17 protein-coding genes are annotated in these 17682 nt (G+C 67.6%); 9 read left to right on the top strand and 8 right to left on the bottom strand.

Annotated elements, in window-relative coordinates:
• Positions 1-116: 116 nt before the first annotated feature.
• The 5 genes from AC3AP7_RS26465 (at position 117) to pal (ending at position 4241) form a co-directional block, all read left to right on the top strand.
• A complete protein-coding gene (locus AC3AP7_RS26465) occupies positions 117-1559 on the top strand; it encodes a trypsin-like peptidase domain-containing protein (protein ID WP_487363258.1) in 1443 nt (480 codons plus the stop codon).
• 53 nt (positions 1560-1612) lie between these two features.
• The gene (locus tag AC3AP7_RS26460) at positions 1613-2044 is read left to right on the top strand and encodes a carboxypeptidase regulatory-like domain-containing protein (RefSeq protein WP_487363257.1); all 432 of its coding nucleotides are present in this window, start codon (positions 1613-1615) and stop codon (positions 2042-2044) included.
• A gap of 178 nt (positions 2045-2222) precedes the next feature.
• On the top strand, positions 2223-2843 hold the full coding sequence (gene petA, locus AC3AP7_RS26455; protein WP_487363256.1) for a ubiquinol-cytochrome c reductase iron-sulfur subunit: 621 nt from the start codon (positions 2223-2225) through the stop codon (positions 2841-2843).
• Between the two features lie 309 nt (positions 2844-3152).
• Positions 3153-3641 carry a universal stress protein gene (locus AC3AP7_RS26450; protein WP_487363255.1) on the top strand — a complete coding sequence of 163 codons (489 nt, stop codon included), beginning with the start codon at positions 3153-3155 and terminating at the stop codon, positions 3639-3641.
• A 96-nt stretch (positions 3642-3737) separates the two neighbouring features.
• Positions 3738-4241, top strand: coding sequence for a peptidoglycan-associated lipoprotein Pal (gene pal / locus AC3AP7_RS26445; RefSeq protein ID WP_487363254.1), 504 nt, complete (start codon positions 3738-3740; stop codon positions 4239-4241).
• Between the two features lie 69 nt (positions 4242-4310).
• Here the strand turns inward: pal and AC3AP7_RS26440 are convergent, their stop codons facing one another.
• The 8 genes from AC3AP7_RS26440 to AC3AP7_RS26405 all read right to left on the bottom strand — a co-directional run bounded on the left by AC3AP7_RS26440 (position 4311) and on the right by AC3AP7_RS26405 (position 13187).
• Positions 4311-4556, bottom strand: coding sequence for a hypothetical protein (locus tag AC3AP7_RS26440; protein WP_487363253.1), 246 nt, complete (start codon positions 4554-4556; stop codon positions 4311-4313).
• Positions 4540-6528 carry a chloride channel protein gene (locus AC3AP7_RS26435; protein ID WP_487363252.1) on the bottom strand — a complete coding sequence of 663 codons (1989 nt, stop codon included), beginning with the start codon at positions 6526-6528 and terminating at the stop codon, positions 4540-4542. Before AC3AP7_RS26435 ends, AC3AP7_RS26440 begins: the two co-directional genes overlap by 17 nt.
• Positions 6529-6599: 71 nt before the next feature.
• Entirely contained in the window at positions 6600-8201 is a 1602-nt protein-coding gene (locus tag AC3AP7_RS26430) for an APC family permease (protein ID WP_487363251.1), read from the bottom strand.
• A 353-nt stretch (positions 8202-8554) separates the two neighbouring features.
• Entirely contained in the window at positions 8555-9283 is a 729-nt protein-coding gene (locus AC3AP7_RS26425; RefSeq protein ID WP_487363250.1) for an ABC transporter ATP-binding protein, read from the bottom strand.
• On the bottom strand, positions 9280-10029 hold the full coding sequence (locus AC3AP7_RS26420) for an ABC transporter ATP-binding protein (RefSeq protein ID WP_487363249.1): 750 nt from the start codon (positions 10027-10029) through the stop codon (positions 9280-9282). The genes AC3AP7_RS26425 and AC3AP7_RS26420 overlap by 4 nt, the downstream gene beginning before the upstream one ends.
• Positions 10026-10919: a branched-chain amino acid ABC transporter permease gene (locus AC3AP7_RS26415; protein WP_487365029.1), complete on the bottom strand. Its 894-nt coding sequence runs from the start codon at positions 10917-10919 to the stop codon at positions 10026-10028. Before AC3AP7_RS26415 ends, AC3AP7_RS26420 begins: the two co-directional genes overlap by 4 nt.
• Before the next feature lie 53 nt (positions 10920-10972).
• A complete protein-coding gene (locus AC3AP7_RS26410) occupies positions 10973-11842 on the bottom strand; it encodes a branched-chain amino acid ABC transporter permease (protein ID WP_487363248.1) in 870 nt (289 codons plus the stop codon).
• 91 nt (positions 11843-11933) lie between these two features.
• The gene (locus tag AC3AP7_RS26405) at positions 11934-13187 is read right to left on the bottom strand and encodes an ABC transporter substrate-binding protein (RefSeq protein WP_487365028.1); all 1254 of its coding nucleotides are present in this window, start codon (positions 13185-13187) and stop codon (positions 11934-11936) included.
• Between the two features lie 790 nt (positions 13188-13977).
• Here AC3AP7_RS26405 and AC3AP7_RS26400 point away from each other — a divergent pair.
• From AC3AP7_RS26400 to AC3AP7_RS26385, 4 genes are all read left to right on the top strand, one after another.
• A complete protein-coding gene (locus tag AC3AP7_RS26400) occupies positions 13978-14976 on the top strand; it encodes a MerR family transcriptional regulator (RefSeq protein WP_487363247.1) in 999 nt (332 codons plus the stop codon).
• 164 nt (positions 14977-15140) lie between these two features.
• Positions 15141-15869 (top strand): GTP cyclohydrolase I, encoded by a 729-nt coding sequence (folE, locus tag AC3AP7_RS26395; RefSeq protein ID WP_487365027.1) that lies wholly within the window; start codon positions 15141-15143, stop codon positions 15867-15869.
• 8 nt (positions 15870-15877) lie between these two features.
• On the top strand, positions 15878-16579 hold the full coding sequence (locus AC3AP7_RS26390) for an RNA polymerase sigma factor (RefSeq protein WP_488324832.1): 702 nt from the start codon (positions 15878-15880) through the stop codon (positions 16577-16579).
• Positions 16580-17051: 472 nt separating this feature from the next.
• Entirely contained in the window at positions 17052-17642 is a 591-nt protein-coding gene (locus AC3AP7_RS26385; protein WP_487363245.1) for a BPSL1445 family SYLF domain-containing lipoprotein, read from the top strand.
• Positions 17643-17682: the final 40 nt, after the last annotated feature.

The following is a 17682-nucleotide window of genomic DNA, read 5'->3' as shown; positions in this document are numbered from 1 at the left end:
AGTCAAATCATCGCGTGACGGGAACGGTTGCGATGCGCCGTAATGCCAGCATCACGCGCGCGGACGCCTGGCGGTTCCCGCGCGCCTGAGGGAGTCGTTAAATGAGTGCGGGGAACATGAAGCGTCTGATTGTTTGCGAGTGCGTGTTGCTGGCAGTGTCGCTGGCATGCTCCGGCGCGTGCTTCGCCCAGGCCGTCGCGCTGCCGCCCGGCACGGCGGCGGCGGTGACCGTGCGGCACAGCGCGCCTACCCTCATCACGGATTTTTCGATGCTTGCGCGGATCGACGGACCCGCGGTCGTGCACCTCGACGCGTACGGAGTGCCGGATACGCAAAGTGCCCAGCCGGTCAGCCCGTCGTCCGGCGACGAAGACAGCCCGCTGTACCGCTTTTTCCAGAGCTTTTCGCCGGATGGTCCGGAGGGCGCGGGCGCGACCGCCGAGCGTCTCGGCTCAGGATTCATCGTGACCGGCAACGGCTACATCATGACGGCCTCGCAGGTGGTCGCGCACGCGAACAGGATCGAGGTGACGCTCGCCGATGGCCGCACGTTCGACGCGGCCGTCGTCGGCAACGATGCGGCGAGCGGCGTCGCGCTGCTGAAGATCGATGCGCACGGGTTGCCGCACGTGCGGATCGGCGCGTCGTCCGCCGCGAAGGCCGGGCAATGGATCGCGTCGATCGGCGCGCCCTACGGGCTGGACAATACGGTGACCGCCGGAATCGTCAGCAACACGTCGCGGGCGTTGCCGCAGGACTCGTATATTCCGCTGATCCAGACCGACATGACCGAAGATGCGGGCGACGCCGGCAGCCCGGTCGTCGACATGGACGGCAACGTGATCGGCATCGAGATTCCGCCGCAAGGCGCAAACGGCGACGTGCAGGGGCTCGCCTTCGCGATTCCGGTCGACGAGGCCATGAAGGTCGAGCGGCAGTTGCAGCTGCACCACGAGGCGGCGCACGGACGGCTTGGCATCACGATTCAGGAGGTGACGGGGCCGCTCGCGCAGTCGTTCGGACTGGATCAGCCGGTCGGGGCGCTCGTCAGCTCGGTGGCCGGCGACGGGCCGTCGGCGAAATCGGGTTTGAAGCCCGGCGACGTGATCCTGCGATTCGACGGCGCAGCGATCACCGATTCGAGCCAGTTGCCGGTCGCGGTCGCGGACCTGCGTCCCGGCACGCGCGCCTCGCTCGTCTACTGGCGCGATCACGGCACGCACGAGACGAGCGTCGTGCTCGGCCGGCTCGACGAAGCGTCGCTCGTGAGCGCCGCGTTCCGTCCGGGCGCGCTCGCCCCCGGAGGGCTCGCGGTGCGCGCGCTCACGGCCGAGGAGTGTCACGAGGCCGGCGTGCACGGCGGCGTGCGCGTCGAGCGCAGTACCGGCGCGGCCGAACTCGCGGGCATCGAGCCGGGCGATATCGTCCTGATGGTGGATCACACGCGCGTTGCCGATCCCGCGCAACTGCGCCGGGCGCTGATGCATCACGGCAAATCGGTGGCGTTGCTGGTGCAGCGTAACGGCGAGCGGAGGTTCGTGACGCTCGCCGTCGATTAACCCGTCGTGCCGCGCACCGCGTGTGCCGGCACGACTCACTGATGGAGGTCGAAATGAAGCACTCCCCCACGTTCAGGCTCGTCGCGGCCGTCGGCATACTCGCGGCAAGCAGCACGCTCGCGTTCGCCGCGCCGGGCAATCTGCCGGCGCTGCATCGCCAGGGCGACGTCGCGTATCTGTCGGGCGGCATCGGGCTCGGCCAGTCGGGCGCGATCAAGGAGGCGATGCATCGCTATCCGCTGTCGCTGGAGTTTGCGGGCAAGACGCAGGCCGGCAACGAGTACCTGGCCGACATTCCGGTGCGCATCACCGGCCCGCATGGCGACCGGCTGCTGCAGGCGACCGCGCATGGGCCGTTCATGCTCGCGTCGCTGCCGGACGGCCGTTACGATGTAAGCGCGACCTATAACGGCGAAACGCAGCACCGCAGCGTCGACATCGGACCGTCGACGCACGCGCGCGAACTGTTCCTGTGGTCGATGTGAGTGGCGCGCGCAGGCAAGGGGCGACAGCGACGGCCGCGACCGCGCGCGAGGCGATGCGGGTGCGCCGTCGCGACGGTCGGCGCGCCGGTCCGGCCACGGCCGCGCCGGCGTCCGCGCTCCGTCAACAGGCTTCGATGCGGGGCGCCGCACCTCCGGGCGCGCCGCGCGGGAGACGAACATGAGTACCGTGCTTCAGGATCCGCTGGACGCGCATCGCCGCAAGTGGCTGATCGCGACGTCGGTGGCGGGCGGCGTTGCGGGCATCGCGACGGTGATTCCCTTTGTCGAATCGTTCGCGCCGCCCGAGAGCGCGAGGGCCGCGGGCGCGCCGGTCGCCGCCGACTTCAGCGCGCTCGAACCCGGCAGCATGATGACGGTGGCCTGGCGCGGCAAGCCGGTGTTTCTCGTCAATCGCACCGCGGGCATGATGGCGGCGGTCGTGAAGGCCGATCCGATGGTGGCCGATCCGCACACCGCGCATCCGTTCTCGATGCCGCTGCCGGTGTATTGCCAGAACGAATATCGCTCGCGCGCCGAGCATCCGAATCTGCTGGTGGTGGTCGGCGTCTGCACGCACCTGGGCTGTACGCCGACCGCGCGCTTTCAGCCCGGTCCGCAGCCGAACCTGCCCGACGACTGGCCCGGCGGCTTCCTGTGCCCGTGCCACGGCTCGACCTACGATCTCGCGGGCCGCGTGTTCAGGGACAAGCCCGCGCCGCAGAATCTCGACGTGCCGCGCTACATGTACACGGGCGCGACCGAGGTCGCGATCGGCAAGGACGAGCACGGCGAGGCCTGACCGCGCGCAAGCGCAAGCGAGGCGCAGTGGCGTCGCTGCATCGTGTGTCGCTGCGTCGTGTGTCGCTGCGTCGAGCGTCGTGCGTCGAGCGTCGAGCGTCGAGCGTCGAGCGTCGAGCGTCGAGCGGCAGGTTACGTCGGGCTTACACGCGGCGCCATCGTGACGCGGCGTGCCGCGCGAGCGCCGCAGCAGGGTCGCGCATGCCGCCGCGAAGAGCAGCGCGAATCGCGTTGCAAAGCGCGATATGCGTCAAGGTATGACATATAATGCGTTGACACCCGTTCGGGAGCCCGTTCGGCGGCGTGCCCAATGCGGCATTTCTCCGGCAGAACGAAGATGGCAAGCTACAGTCGGATCCTTCTCTGTTATGACGCCACGCGCGAGGGGCATCTCGCGTTGCGCCGGGGCGCGGAACTCGCGCTTCAGCTGCAGGCGCAGACCCATCTGCTCGCAGTGCTGAACAATACCGGTTGGGGGCAAGGGTTCGAGGCGCCGCCGGTCGATCTTACAGAATTGCAGGAAACGTCCGCGCGCGACATCTTGCGCGAGGGCGTGGCCGATCTCGCCACGCTCGGTGTCTTTGCAACCGGGCATCTGGCGATCGGCAATCCGGCTGTGCAGATTCCGCGTTATGCTCACGAACTGAACGCCGATCTGATCGTGCTGGGGCATCATCGGCAAGGGCGGCTCGCCCGCTGGTGGACGGGCAATATGGACGGCCAGTTGCTCGATCGGGTTGATTGCAGCGTGCTCGTCGTCGTCGACGAGGGAGGGGGCGCTGCCCGGCACAAGGGCTGACGCCGCGGCACGCGTGGAGCGGGCAGGCTGACGGCTGGCTAATGGCTTTCTAACGGCTGGCTGACGCTGCCCCGATCGATTCAAGGGAGATCTTTCATGAAAGCAGCGAGTTTTCTGGTAGCGATTCTTTCCGCGGTCGTACTGGCCGGGTGCCATTCGGGCACGAAGATGAACACGGAGGCGACCGGCAACACGACCACCGGTGCGCAGTCGACGATGGTGGCGCCGTCGCCCGCCCAGGTCGACGAACTGAACAACCCGAACAGCCCGCTCGCGAAGCGCAGCATCTATTTCGACTTCGACAGCTACACGGTCAAGCCCGAGTACCAGTCGCTGCTCGCGGCGCACGCGCAGTACCTGCGCTCGCATCCGGATCGCCACGTGATGCTCCAGGGCAACACCGACGAGCGCGGCACCGACGAATACAACCTCGCGCTCGGCCAGAAGCGCTCGGAAGCGGTGCTGAAGGATCTCGAGGCGCTCGGCGTGCCGGACTCGCAGATGGAAGCGGTCAGCTTCGGCAAGGAGAAGCCGGTCGCGCTCGGCCATGACGAGGCGTCGTGGGCGCAGAACCGCCGCGTCGACATCGTCTACCAGTAAGTTTCCCGCGCGCGGCCGCCGCCGCAGGGCGGCGAGTCGCGCGATGCGCGCCCGTGGCGGCGCGGTGCGTCACAGGCCGATGAAGTAGGCCTGCACGTCCCTGTCTTCGGCCCACACCTGCACGTCGAGCATCTCGGCGAATTCGACCGGTTCGCCCCGGTACAGGCAGCAGAATCCGTGTGCGGTGCGGTAGACGATCACCCATTCGAGTGCGGCGTCCGCCGGGCGTTGGGCGCTGCGCTTCATCAGCGCATCGAGGTGCAGGTGCTTGCCGAGCCGTTCGCGCAGGCCGTGCAGGTCATGCGTCAGTTTCATCATGGGCTCCTTTGCGGCGGAATCGGCCGCGCCAGGGCGGGGTTGCGCGGCCCGCGGGCTTGCCGTCGCGGTCGCGGCGGGCCCGGTCGGACTGCCCCGGAAAGATCGAGATCGTGCTCGCGACGGCCTCCGCGATGTGCTCCTTCGCGATCACGCCGACCACGCGCCGCGCCGCGTGCCCTTCGGGGCGGCGGGTGACCACGGCCATCACCGCGCGCTGCCTGCGCATCCGGCTGATCACGGAAAACGCGGCATCGTTCTCGTGGACGACGATGAAGTTGCGTTGCGCAAGCTCGCCGAGCGTAATGTCCGCGACACCCTGGCTCACGGCGCGCCGCAGGCCGGTGTTGATGCGCAATACGCCATAGAGCGCGTTGTCCTTCGTGACGACGACGTGACGGAACGCCGGGCCCTCGGTGCGCGCGATCAGATCGCGAAACGGCACCTGTGCGTCGAGCACGAACACGTCGGTGTCCATCACCTGCGCGGCGCTCTGCACGAAGAACATGTTCGCGTGCAGTGCTTTCGGAATCGCGTGGCCGCGCCGCGCGAGCTTCAGCGTGTAGATGCTTTCGGGCGACAGCAGCCGGCGCACGCCGAGGCTGAACGCGACCGCAATGATCATCGGCAGCACGATGTCGTAGTCGCGCGTCATTTCGAAGATCATCGTGACCGCGGTCATCGCCGCGCCCGTGCCGCCGCCCACCATCGCGCCCATGCCGACCATCGCGAAGGCCGGCGCGGATACCGGCGCGCCCGGCAGCGCGAGCGAGACGAGCGTCGAGAACGCGGCGCCGAGCGTTGCGCCGATGAAGAGCGACGGCGAGAAGATGCCGCCGGACGAACCGGAGCCGAGGCTCACGGAGGTGGCCGCCGTCTTGCACAGCGCGAGCATCAGCAGGAACGCGCCGCCCTGCAGCTGGCCGTACAGCGTGGCCTGGATGGTCGCGTAGCCGACGCCCTCGACGTAGTAATGCCCGGCGTTGCGCATCAGCAGGTACATCAGCACGCCCACCATCAGCATGCCGAGCGCGTGCCGCACGTAGCGGCCCGGAATCTGGTCGAAGGCGTCCTCGGCCCAGTGCAGCGCGCGGATCAGCAGGGCGGCCGCCGCGCCGGTGAGCGCGCCGAGCAGCGCGTACAGCACGAGCGTGAACACGCCGCCTGGCTGGTTCGGGATGGCCGCCAACTGGTGCGGCACGAAGAACGCCGGCTCCGCGCCGAAGAACAGGCGGCCGATGAAGGTCGCGGTGCCGGTCGCCAATGCAACGGGCAGAAACGTGTTGACGCTGATTTCCGGCATCATCAGCTCGGTCGCGAACAGCACGCCGCCGATCGGCGTGTTGAAGGTCGCCGCGATGCCCGCGCCGGCACCCGCGGCGACGAGCGTGATGCGCTGGCCGGCGCTCATCTTCACGAACTGGCCGAGCGTGGAGCCGAGCGCGGAGCCGATCTGGATGATCGGCCCTTCGCGCCCGACCGCCGCGCCGGAGCCGATCGCGAGCGCGGACGCGATCGACTTGACGACCGCCACCACCGGACGGATTTCGCCGCGCTTGTAGTAGATCGCGTCCATCACTTCCGGTACGCCGTGGCCTTTGGCTTCCGGCGCGAACGTGCTGACGATCCACGTCACGACAACGCTGCCGAGCACCGGCACGAGAATCACCAGCGCGCCCCAGGGTGACGCCCCGGTGAAATGGCTCGCGTCATACGCGAACGACCAGCGGCCGAGAAAGAGCGCGTTGTGCACCAGGCCGATCAGCGCGCGAAACACCACGGCGCCCCACCCGGTGACGATGCCGACGACGAGCGCAAGCACGCACAGCCAGTACAGCGAGACTGGTTCGGGCGCATCCTCTTCGGGATGCGCGTTCATGCCCGGCTGCAGCGGCGCGACGCGTACGCGGCGCGCTTCGTCCGCATCGTGCAGGTCGGGCGCATCGTCTTGCCCGGTCGATTCTGTCGTCATGTCGGGTTTTCAGCGCAACTACATGATTGACCTCGCCAGTACGTCGTTGATGCTCTGCCGGTCCGCGCGTGTCAGCTCGTCTGGTCCATGCGCTCCATCATCTCGACGGTCTGCGGCTGCGGGATCGCGCTGCGTACCGCCAGCACCATCACGACGACGCTCCAGATCGCGACGAGCAGAATGTCCCAGCCGAAGCCGATGACGCCGCGTCCGCCGCCGATCGTGCCGAGCCACGACAGCAGCCACAGCCCGCCGAACCACGGCAGCAGCCATGCGATGTGCTTCCAGCCGAAATCGCTCGCCGACTTGTGCAGCACCAGGTGGTAGTACAGCGCGTAAATCACGAAGCCGATCGCGACCAGTGCGAACAGGAAGCTGTTGGTGTCGAAGCCGGTCCAGTAAATCACCAGATTACTGCAGATGAACGCGAGCGGTGCAAGAATCGACGCCCCCCACATGCGGAACGGCCGCGCCATGTCGGGCAGATTGCGGCGCAGCACGAGCAGCGCGATCGGCCCGAGGCCATAGGTGAGCACCGTGATGGACGTGATGTAGTTCACCATCTTCTGCCACGCCGGAAACGGCAACAGGAAGATTGCGCCGACCACCCACATCAGCGCCACCGCGACCCACGGCACCTTGTTGCCGTTCAGTCGCGTGAGCGCGCGCGGGCCCGCGCTCATCTCGCCGGCGGCGAACAGCACGCGCGAGCCGCCCGTCACGTACATGAGGCCGGTGCCGCCCGGCGAGATATACGCGTCGATATACAGCAGCGTGGCCATCCAGCCGAGACCGAGGGTGGCGGCGAGGCCCGCGAACGGCCCCATTTCGCCCTTGAAGCTCAGGTGCGACCAGCCCTGCGCGAGATCGGCCGGCGACAGCGCCCAGATGAACGCGACCTGCAGCATGATGTAGATCGCCGCGGCAAGCACCACCGCGCCGATCACCGCAAGCGGAATGTTGCGGTGCGGATTCGCGGTTTCGCCGCCCAGGTCGATCGCGGTGCGAAAGCCGAGATAGCTGAACACGATGCCGGCCGAGGGCAGCGCGGTGAACATGCCGGACAGATGGTAGGTGCCGGGCGCCGCGTGGATCACGTCCCAGTGCGTGCTCGCGACCATCAGGCCGACGATCGTCACGATCGGCACGAGGATTTTCCACCACGTGACCGTCGAATTGACGTTCAGCAGCCAGCGCACCACCATCAGGTTCAGGAGCGCGGTCACGCCGAGCAGCAGCGCGCACGCGATAAAGCCGGTGGTGCTCAGCAGCCCGTCGCTGCCGGGCTGGATGAACCAGGGCAGGTAATTGTTCGCGTAGGTGACGATGGCCTCGGTTTCGACGGCCGGCACCGGCACGTACGCGAGAAACAGCAGCCAGCACCAGATGCGCCCGAGGCCCGCGCCGTGACTCGCATGGCTCATGTGCACGAGCGCGCCGCTGCGCGGAAACATCGACGCGAGTTCGGCAAAGCACAGCGCGATCAGCATGATGATGATCGCGCCGAGCACCCAGCTGCCGATGCTGAGCGGCCCCGCGATGCGCGAGGCGTGATACGCGCCGAACAGCCAGCCCGAACCGATCATGCTGGTCGTGCTCGCGAACAGCAGTCCGATGATGCCGGCTTCGCGCCGGAGCTTGCCCGATAGCGTCAAACTGGACGTCGTGCTCATTCCCGTCTCCTTGTTGATGCCTCGCCGCCTCCGTTTGCCGGAGGATGTCTGTTCGTTTCGCAGCGAGATCCGAGGTTGGCCCGAGGGTTGCCCGATGTTTGCCCGAGGTTTGCCCGATGTTTGCCTTTCTCGCGCAAACGCACGCAGCCATGTTGATTCGACCCGATGCAAGGCCGGAAAATTCCGCCATTCGTGAATGCAGCGGGCAGATGGGGGATGTGCCGGTTTGCCGCGGACGGGCAAGCACATCGTGTGCCTCGCGGCGCCGCATGTCCGCCGGCGCCTCGCGCGGGCATCCGGTGCTTGCATCACGATGTGACAGGATCGGCCGCGCCGGCGCGGCGCGGCCGGCATCACGGCTCGGACGGGCTGTTCCAGTCGCTGGCGCTGGCGCCGGCGAGCGCGCGTACGCGCGCCTCGTCGCTGCCGAATTCGCGTGCGGACCCCGCGAACACGACGCGCCCGTCGTCGAGCACACAGGCGGTGTCCGCGATCGCGACCGCGGCCCGGACGTTCTGCTCGACCAGCAGCACGGCGACGCCCTCGGTGCGCAGCGTCGCGATGACGTCGAACATCTCCTGCACGATCAGCGGCGCGAGCCCCTGCGACGGCTCGTCGAGCAGCAGGATGCGCGGATTGAGCAGCAGCGCGCGGGCGATCGCAAGCATTTCCTGCTCGCCGCCGGACAGTTGCCGGCCGCGGCTCAGCCGCCGCTCTTCGAGACGGGGAAACAGCTTGAGCACGCGTTCGCCGGTCCACGGGCCAGGCCGCTCGAGCGGCACGAGCAGGTTTTCGCGGACCGTCAGATTGCCGAATATGCGCCGCCCCTCGGGCACGTAACCCACGCCGAGCGCGGCGATCCGGTACGGCGGCCAGCCCGCGCACGCCTTGCCGAGTATCTCGACCGTGCCTTCGCGCGGCCGGGTCAGACCCATCAGGCTGCGCATCGTCGTCGTCTTGCCGGCGCCGTTGCGGCCGAGCAGCGCGACGATTTCGCCGTCGTTCACGGTGACCGACACGCCATGCAGGATATGGCTCTTGCCATACCATGTCTGCAATCCCTCGGCGCGCAGCACGGTCATTTTTCGGTCCCCAGATAGGCGGTCTGCACGGCTTCGTTGGCGGCGATCTGCGCGGGCGTGCCCTCGGCGAGGATGCGGCCCTCGGCGAGCACCGTGATGCGCTGCGCAAGCTGGAAGACCACCCGCATGTCGTGCTCGATCAGGATCATCGTCAGCGCCTCGTCGCGGTGCAGGCGGCGAATCAGCGCGGTCACGTCGTAGGTTTCCTGGTCGCCCATGCCGGCGGTCGGCTCGTCGAGCAGCAGCAGTTTCGGGCGCAACGCGAGCGACATGAGGATTTCGGTGGCGCGCTGGTCGCCAAGCGACAGCTCGCCCGCGAGCCGGTGCGCGCGTGTGCCGAGGCCGCCGAGCGCCACGAGTTCGGCGACGCGCGCATCGATCGCGCGGCGCGCGGCGCGCGGCAGCCACGGCGAGAGCCGGTAGCCCGCGGCGAGTTCGACCGGAATGCGCAGATTGTCGGTCACCGACAGTTCCGGGAAGATTTCGGTGATCTGGAATGTACGCGCCATGCCCATTTCGACGCGGCGGTGCGGCGCGAGCGCGGTGACGTCGCGGTCCGCGAACAGGATGCGGCCGGACGTGGGCCGGAAAAATCCGCTGATCAGGTTGAAGAACGTCGTCTTGCCGGCGCCGTTGGGCCCGATGACCGCGCACAGTTCGCCGGGCTCGACCCGCATCGACACGTCGTTGACGGCGTTCAGGTTGCCGAAGCGGCGCGTCGCGTGGTCGACCACGAGCAGGCTCATGAGCGTCCCCGCCCGGACCGGATGCCGAGCACGCCGCGCGGGAAGAACAGCACGACGAGCACGAACAGCAGGCCGATGAACGACATCCAGTTCTCCGTGTGGCTCGAGATGTAGTCCTGCAGCAGCACGAAGATCGCCGCGCCCACGAGCGGTCCCCACAGCGAGCGCATCCCGCCGAGCACGGCCATGATCACGAAGTCGCCCGACTGGTCCCAGCGCAGCCCGTGCGGATCCGCGAAGTTGTTCAGCAGCGCGTACAGCGTGCCGGCAAGACTCGCGAAGAAGCACGAGATCACGAACGACAGCCAGATGTGCTGCTCGACCGGCAGGCCGAGAAAACGCGCGCGCTTTTCGTTCTCGCGCACGGCGAGCAGCGTGCGTCCGAATGGCGAACGCAACAGCGCGGCCATCAGTGCGACCGCAACCGCGAAGCACGCGAGCACGAAGTAGTAGAACGCGAGACCGTTGCCGAGGATGTCGAGCGTGTGGCCGCCAAGCCGCAGCGGCATCCGGTGCCAGCCGGACAGGCCGTCGTCGCCGCCGGTGACCGCGTTCCAGCGGAATGCGATGAAGTAGAACACCTGGCCGAACGCGATGGTCGCCATGGCGAAGTAGACGCCGCGCAGACGGATGATCAGCGCGCCGATCACGGCGCCCGCGAGCGTGCCTGTGACCATGCCGACCAGCATGCCGAGCGGCGTGTCCGGCACCAGATAGCGGATCGTCATGCCGACGCCGTAAGCGCCGAGCCCGAAATACGCGGCATGTCCGAACGACAGCACGCCGGTGAAGCCGAGCAGGAAATTCACGGCCATCGCGGCGAGCGCGAGCACGATGACCCGCGTGCCGAGCGCGGTATAGCCGCCGAGCCAGCCGATCCAGTACGGCATCGTGAGCAGCAGCAGCCACACGAGCGCATCGCGCAGCAGGGGCGGAGTGCGCCTCACTGGTTCCTCCCTTCTTCGCCGAGCAGCCCGCGCGGCCGTACCAGCAGCACGATCGCCATCATTACGTAGATCACGGCCTCGGTGGCCGACGGGAAGAACACCGCGGTGAGGCCGGATGCGACGCCGATCAGGATGCCGCCGAGCAGCGTGCCGGGCAGACTGCCGAGCCCGCCGACGATGATCGCGACGAAGCTCGGCATGATCAGCGAGTCGCCGATGGTCGGTTCGAGCCCGAGCATGCCGGCGGCCAGCACGCCGGCGAGCCCGGCGAGAAAAATGCCGAGCCCGAAATTCAGCGTGCGCAGCCTTCGCACATTGACGCCGAGCGCCGCGACCATTTCGAGGTCGCCGGTGCCCGCGCGAATGCGCATTCCACTGCGGGTGCGCTTCAGGAAAACAAACAGCGCGCCGACCACGGCCACGACCAGCACGACCATGAAGAGCCGGTAGCCGGTGATGAAGAAGAATTCCGTGGACAACGGCGCGTCCAGCCCGGCCGGAATCTGGTAGGGCAGCGTCTGCGGGCCCCAGATCGAGCGGGTGCCGTCCTGCAGGATGAACGCGAGGCCGAACGTGAGCAGCAGGCTGTAGAGCGGATCGCGCCCGTACAGACGCCGGATCAGCAGCCGCTCCAGCACGACGCCGAGCAGCGCGGTGAGCAGCGGCGCGATCAGCAGGGCGGCCCAGAAGCCCGTGTACGGCATGATCGTGTACGCCAGATAGGCGCCGACTGCGAGAAAGCCGCCGTGTGCGAAGTTGATGATGCCGCTCAGGTTCAGGATCAGCGACAGCCCGAGCGCCATCAGCGCATAGAACGCGCCGATCACGAACCCGTTGAACACGTTGAAGAGGATCAGCTGGGTCATCGCGCGGCGCCCTCCGGCACGCCGCGCACGCGCGCCGCGTCACGCGCCGTGCGTGCGCGTGCGGCGCGCGGCACCGGCTTCGCGGCGCGCATCAGGCCCATTTCATCTTGCAGCCGGTCTGCTCGACAGGCAGCGCCGCATCGACGCCCTTCACGATCTCGTCGACGTGGAACAGGTCGTCCGGCAGCGCGCCCTGCGATACCGCATGGCCCACGTACAGATCCGGCATCAGCTGGTGGTCGCCCGCGCGATAGAACGGCGTGTCCGGCATCAGACCCACTTCCGGCGGCAGCTTGAAGCCTTCGAGCGCCTTCGCGAGCTTGACCGCGTCGAGCGTCTTTTCCTGGTTGGCGACGAGCGCGAGCGTGTTGACCGCGACATAGCCGAACCAGTGGCGCGCGGTCGGCACGCGGCCGGCCTTCTTGCGGATGCCGGCCACGAATTCCGCGACGTGCGGGACCTTCGGCTGGTTCCAGTACCATTCGAACACCCACGTGCCGATGCGTGCATCCGGCGGCAATCCTTCGAGCACCTCCAGTTCCTGCTGCGCGCCGGCAATGTGAAAGCGTTTGTTCAGGCCGAACTGCACGGCCTGCTTCAACGAGTTGACCGCATCCTCGCCGGCGGTGAGAAACAGGATCACGTCCGGCTTCGCAGCCTGCGCCTTGATCAGGTAGGACGAGTAGTCGGTCGTGCCGAGCGGCGCGAGCGCGGCGCCGACCTCGGTGCCGCCGAACTGTTTCAGGCTGGCTTCGAAGCCCTGCTGCAGCGTGTGTCCGAACGCGTAGTCCGGGGTAATGAAGAACCAGCGTTTGCCGTAGCGGTCGAACAGCACCTTCGACACCGAGTTCGTTTCCATGCGCGTGGTGTTGCACACGCGAAAGACGTTCCAGTGGCAGTCGGTGCCCGTCACCGCATCGGTGTGGCCGCCTGTCACGATGAGCAGCGTCTTCAGTTCGTTCGCGACCTGGCCGATGGCGAGGGCCATCGCTGAGTTCACGTTGCCAAGCAGGAAGTCCACCTTGTCGCGCTCGATCAGCTTGCGCGCCTTCTGTACCGCGGTGCCGGTGTCCGCGCTGGTCGAATCCTCGACGAGCAGCTCGACCGGGCGGCCGAGGATGCCGCCGCTTGCGTTGAGCCGGTCGATCGCATATTCGCAGCCGACCTGCTCGTTCTTGCCGAGCTCCGCGTAGGTGCCCGTCAGCGGATCGTTCAGGCCGATCCGGATCGGCACCTCGCCGCGCGCGCTGATGATGAACGGTGCACTGAGCTGCGCTATCCCTGCCGCCGCGGCAGCCTTGAGCACGAGGCGACGTTGACGTCGTCTGGCGGGTGATCGGGTCATCATGTGTTGTCCCCTTCCAGTAGTTTCCCCTATTCGACGCATGCCGCGCATTCCTGGGGAATACGCTGCGTCGGCTTCGCAGGGTGCGCGCGTGCGTACGGCAAGCGGGCGTTCGTGCGCTGCCTGCGGTGCATCGGAGACGGACCGGCATCACACGACGGGCCGCCTGCCTGCATGAGGTCGCGCGCCGCGTGTTGCGCGGGCGCGCATGTCTGTCGCAATGTAGTCCCCGTTTCATACGCCGCGCGAACCTGCGTGCCGACCGGATGTCCCGTTGTACGTTCTTGCGTATCCGGTCCGCCTGCGCATGCGGCGATTTGCAGTACTACCGAAGAGAGACTTCATCGTAGGTCACACGATCACAGATTTCCAGATTGCATTGACGGTTGCTGTGCGACGCGACACACGAAAGCTGATTGCAATGCCGGCACATGACAGTGCTGTAAGCCGACCCGATGCCGCCGCGCGGCGCTCATCGGAACATCGCTGGAACGACGGGCGCGCGGGTCGCGTGGGCCGCGTGCGAACGGGCCCTGCGTGGCCTCGTCGGCATCGTCATGCGCGGCGGGATCGGGCGGTTTCGGGTGGGTTGGCGCGCGCAATCGCGCCGTGCTGCGCGCGGGCAGGGTGACGCACATGCTGCACGGAGGATGAATTGAATTTCCGCGCTCAAATTGATAATTCAAAACAATAAAACGTGAATGAATCGGAAATGAGTCGAAAAAATACAGTAATACGAATTCGAACGCGACTATGATTCCGATACAACGTAGATGGCAGGAGCGATATCGTGATCCCGGCTTCTGACGACACATGGCCCCGCCTGTACCGCAGCGGGGAGGCGGCGAAGCTTGCGAAGATGCCTGTCGCGACACTGCGGATCTGGGAGCGCAGGTACGGCGTCGTCGCGCCGCCGAAAAGCGATTCCGGGCAGCGTCGCTATTCGGAACCCGACGTGCATCGGCTTGCGCTGCTCAGGCGTCTCGTGCAGCGCGGACATCCGATCGGCGCGATTGCGAAGCTCGAACACGCGCAGCTCGAACAGCTCGCGGCACGCGCGCTCGACATCGGGCGAAGCGAGCAGGACAGCACGGCGGCTGCCCGCCCGGTCGACCTGACGCTCGCGGTGTGTGGCGCACTGGTCGCGCAGCGGGTGCGCGACGCAGCGTCCGAGCGCAAGGAGGCGGGCATCGCGCGCGTGATCGACTACGCGTCGCTCGAATCCGCCGCGGCGCACTGCGCGAGTGGATCGGCCGACGCGCTGCTGGTGTCGGTGGCGTCGCTGCATGAAGACGTCGCGGCGCAGATCCTGAGCCTTGCCGAAGCGCTGCAGGCGCGTGCCATTGCCGTCGTCTATGCATATGGCACCGGGCGTGTCGCGCAGATGCTGCGGCTGGCCGGGGTGCAGTTGTATCGCGAACCGGCTGGGCGGCTCGACCTGCGTCAGCTGTTCGGCGCGCTGTGCATGGCCGCGCGCAGCGAGCGCGCGATGCTGCGCGACGCGCTGTGGGCGCGCGCCGCGCGTCGCTTCGATGAAGCCGTGCTGGCCGCGCTGTCGGCGCGCTCGTCGACGATCGCATGCGAGTGTCCGCGCCATCTCGCCGAACTCGTGCTGAAGCTCGCCGCGTTCGAGGCGTACAGCGACGAATGCCGCGCGCGGACGGAAAAGGACGGCCTGTTGCACCGGCATCTGGGCGACATCGCGAATCGCTCGCTCGTGCTGTTCGAGTCGGCGTTGGCGCACATCGCGCGCGAAGAGGGCTGGCTGAGCGGTCCGCGCGAAACCTGACGCACGACCGATCGGGCCGCGGATCGCGCGACTGCATGGCGGGCGCAACGACGCGCACATCCGTGACGGACAGGATCATGACCACGAGCGAATCAGGACAGGGAATCATGGACACCGACATCGAAGCCGACATCGAAGCCGGCATCGAAGCCGCCAGCGAGCCGATGCCGTGCGGCGCCGATTCCGATTCCGGCATGCCGCTGTCGAAGCGGATCCGGCAGCGTCTGCGCCGTGCCGGCGTGCGCTTTCATGCGAACGACAACATTGCCGGCTACCTGCGCGACGGCGAGGTGGACGCATTGCAGGAGGAAGTGGCCGGACAGGTCGAGCATCTGCTGCGCGCGCTCGTGATCGACGTCGACAACGATCACAACACGCGCGATACCGCACGCCGCGTCGCGAAGATGTTCGTGCGCGAAGTGTTCGCGGGCCGCTACGAACAGGCGCCGGCCGTCACCGAGTTTCCGAACGCGGCGCGCCTCGATGAACTGATGATCGTCGGCCCGCTGCGGGTACGCAGCGCGTGCTCGCATCATCTGTGTCCAGTCATGGGACGCATCTGGGTGGGCGTGATGCCGAACGGGGGCTCGAATCTGATCGGACTGTCAAAGTACGGACGACTGATCAACTGGGTATTGAGCCGGCCGCAGATTCAGGAAGAAGCGATCCAGCAGATTGCCGATCTGCTGGAAAGCCGCCTCGAACCCGACGGCCTCGCTGTCGTGCTCGAGGCGGAGCACACCTGCATGCACTGGCGCGGCACGAAGGACGATGGCGCGAAGATGCTCAACAGCGTAATGCGCGGTGCGTTCCTGAGCGATGCCGCGTTGCGTCGCGAGTTTCTGAGCCTGCTGCCGGCGCGCGGCCAGGCGCCTGTCTGGTCGCACGTCTGACGCACTGCGTGCAGACCCGACGCTACACCGAACCGGAGGACCTTGTGTCGCACAACCTCGACCCGCGCGCCCCGGGTCGCCAGCGCTCGCTCGTCGCGCTGCTCGAACGGGTCGCCCAGCACGATGCGGCGGCGTTTCGCGATCTCTACACGCTGAGCGCGCCGGCGCTGCTCGGCGTGGCATTGCGCATCACGCGCAATCGCGCATCGGCCGAAGATGCGTTGCAGGATAGCTATCTGAAGATCTGGCGGTTCGCGTCCGCTTACCGCGCCGAACGCGCGGCGGCGATGACGTGGATGGCCGCGATCGTGCGCCATCAGGCGCTCGATCTGCTGCGTCGCGCCGCACTGACCGAACCGCTGCCGGACGACTTCGGCGCTGCCGCCGGCGTATCCGGCGACGGCCTCGACGGCGCGGAACCCGAAGCCAGCCTGCATCGCTCGCTCGACGCCGCGCGTCTCGAAGCATCGCTGCGGCAATTGCATCCGATGCAGCGTCAGGCGATCGCGCTTGCGTACTTCCGCGACCAGTCGCACGCGGAGATTGCCGACACGCTGGCCGTGCCGGCGGGCACCGTGAAGTCGTGGATCCGGCGCGGACAGCAGTTCCTGAAGGCGAGTCTCGAAGGCAGCCGCGACGGCACACCTGCACCCCGGCAGCCCACGCTGCCTGCAACGGCGCGGCCGCGGCGCGTCGCTTATCCGGCCTGACCGTTCACCGGCACGCGTTAGTCCGCGCGGCGCGTGGCCGCGGCGGGCCGCCGCGTCACGCGGTTGCACTTGGCAGGGCAATCAGGCAGGGCAATCAGGCAGGGCAATCAGGCAGGGCATGCACGGTGTCGCGGGTAAGACGTACCGGGTCAATGTCGTTTTTGCCTGGGGCAGGGCGGGCCGCGACGGGGACGATCGTGCGCGGCGGACACGTCCGGCGCGGCGTCGTGCCCGGCGCGTGTGCGTCGAACCGCCGGCCCGCGGGGCTTCCGGGCGCCGCTGCGGAGGCGGTGCACGAGATGGCCCGCAATTTGCATTGAAGGGGATAGCCGTCGCCGCACCACACCCGGCGCAGCACCTGACCCAGAGCGTGGTGCGGCGGCGCAGGAAAGCATCCGAACGAAACCGGCCTGCGCCGCGCAAGCAGCGCCGGCGCATCTCAACCTGATCGAATCAGACAAAGGAGTCCACCATGCGTCGCCGACAATTCCTCCTCACGACCAGTGCCGCGCTTGCTACCGCGAGCTTCGCGCTAGCCGGCTGCACGACGACGCCGCCCGCATCCGACACTGGCGCGTCCGTCGACGAAGGCAAGCGCCACAGCATCAACGCAGGGGTCGATTCGACACTCGACCGCCTGTATCAGACCGTGCACGGCTCGCGCGAACTGGTCGCGAAGGCACAGGGCGTGCTGGTTTTCCCGTCGGTCATTGCCGCGGGCTTCTGGGTGGGCGGCCAGTACGGGCAGGGCGCGTTGCGCACGCACGACCATACCGTCGGGTATTACAGCATCGCGGCCGGTTCGTTCGGACTGCAGATCGGTGCGCAGTCGAAGGCTATCGTGATGCTGTTCATGACGAACGACGCGCTCGACAAGTTCCGTTCGAGCCAGGGCTGGGCGGCCGGCGCCGATGCGACGGTGGCGGTGCTGAAGGTCGGTGCGAACGGCGACATCGACACGTCGACCGCGACGAGCCCGGTGGAGGCCTTCGTGCTGACCAACGCGGGCCTGATGGCCGGTGTGTCGCTGCAAGGCTCGAAGATCTCGCGCCTCGCGATCTGAGGCAGCGACGGGCGCGCCGCGCCGTGTCCCGGAAGCGGCG

It is taken from the genome of Paraburkholderia sp. PAMB 6770, assembly GCF_057748135.1.
The sequence above is the reverse complement of the archived record's forward strand: the minus strand, read 5'-3'. Positions and strand labels throughout refer to the sequence as shown.

What these genes read in the sequence shown, in the direction of transcription:
- AC3AP7_RS26415 (WP_487365029.1), bottom strand. Translation starts at nt 10,919, where the DNA reads ATGCCGTACTGGATCGGCTGGCTCGGCGGCTATACCGCGCTCGGCACG.
- AC3AP7_RS26450 (WP_487363255.1), top strand. Translation starts at nt 3,153, where the DNA reads ATGCGGCATTTCTCCGGCAGAACGAAGATGGCAAGCTACAGTCGGATC.
- AC3AP7_RS26460 (WP_487363257.1), top strand. Translation starts at nt 1,613, where the DNA reads ATGAAGCACTCCCCCACGTTCAGGCTCGTCGCGGCCGTCGGCATACTC.
- AC3AP7_RS26405 (WP_487365028.1), bottom strand. Translation starts at nt 13,187, where the DNA reads ATGACCCGATCACCCGCCAGACGACGTCAACGTCGCCTCGTGCTCAAG.
- AC3AP7_RS26425 (WP_487363250.1), bottom strand. Translation starts at nt 9,283, where the DNA reads ATGACCGTGCTGCGCGCCGAGGGATTGCAGACATGGTATGGCAAGAGC.
- pal (WP_487363254.1), top strand. Translation starts at nt 3,738, where the DNA reads ATGAAAGCAGCGAGTTTTCTGGTAGCGATTCTTTCCGCGGTCGTACTG.
- AC3AP7_RS26385 (WP_487363245.1), top strand. Translation starts at nt 17,052, where the DNA reads ATGCGTCGCCGACAATTCCTCCTCACGACCAGTGCCGCGCTTGCTACC.
- petA (WP_487363256.1), top strand. Translation starts at nt 2,223, where the DNA reads ATGAGTACCGTGCTTCAGGATCCGCTGGACGCGCATCGCCGCAAGTGG.
- AC3AP7_RS26465 (WP_487363258.1), top strand. Translation starts at nt 117, where the DNA reads ATGAAGCGTCTGATTGTTTGCGAGTGCGTGTTGCTGGCAGTGTCGCTG.
- AC3AP7_RS26435 (WP_487363252.1), bottom strand. Translation starts at nt 6,528, where the DNA reads ATGACGACAGAATCGACCGGGCAAGACGATGCGCCCGACCTGCACGAT.
- AC3AP7_RS26430 (WP_487363251.1), bottom strand. Translation starts at nt 8,201, where the DNA reads ATGAGCACGACGTCCAGTTTGACGCTATCGGGCAAGCTCCGGCGCGAA.
- AC3AP7_RS26440 (WP_487363253.1), bottom strand. Translation starts at nt 4,556, where the DNA reads ATGAAACTGACGCATGACCTGCACGGCCTGCGCGAACGGCTCGGCAAG.
- folE (WP_487365027.1), top strand. Translation starts at nt 15,141, where the DNA reads ATGCCGTGCGGCGCCGATTCCGATTCCGGCATGCCGCTGTCGAAGCGG.
- AC3AP7_RS26420 (WP_487363249.1), bottom strand. Translation starts at nt 10,029, where the DNA reads ATGAGCCTGCTCGTGGTCGACCACGCGACGCGCCGCTTCGGCAACCTG.
- AC3AP7_RS26410 (WP_487363248.1), bottom strand. Translation starts at nt 11,842, where the DNA reads ATGACCCAGCTGATCCTCTTCAACGTGTTCAACGGGTTCGTGATCGGC.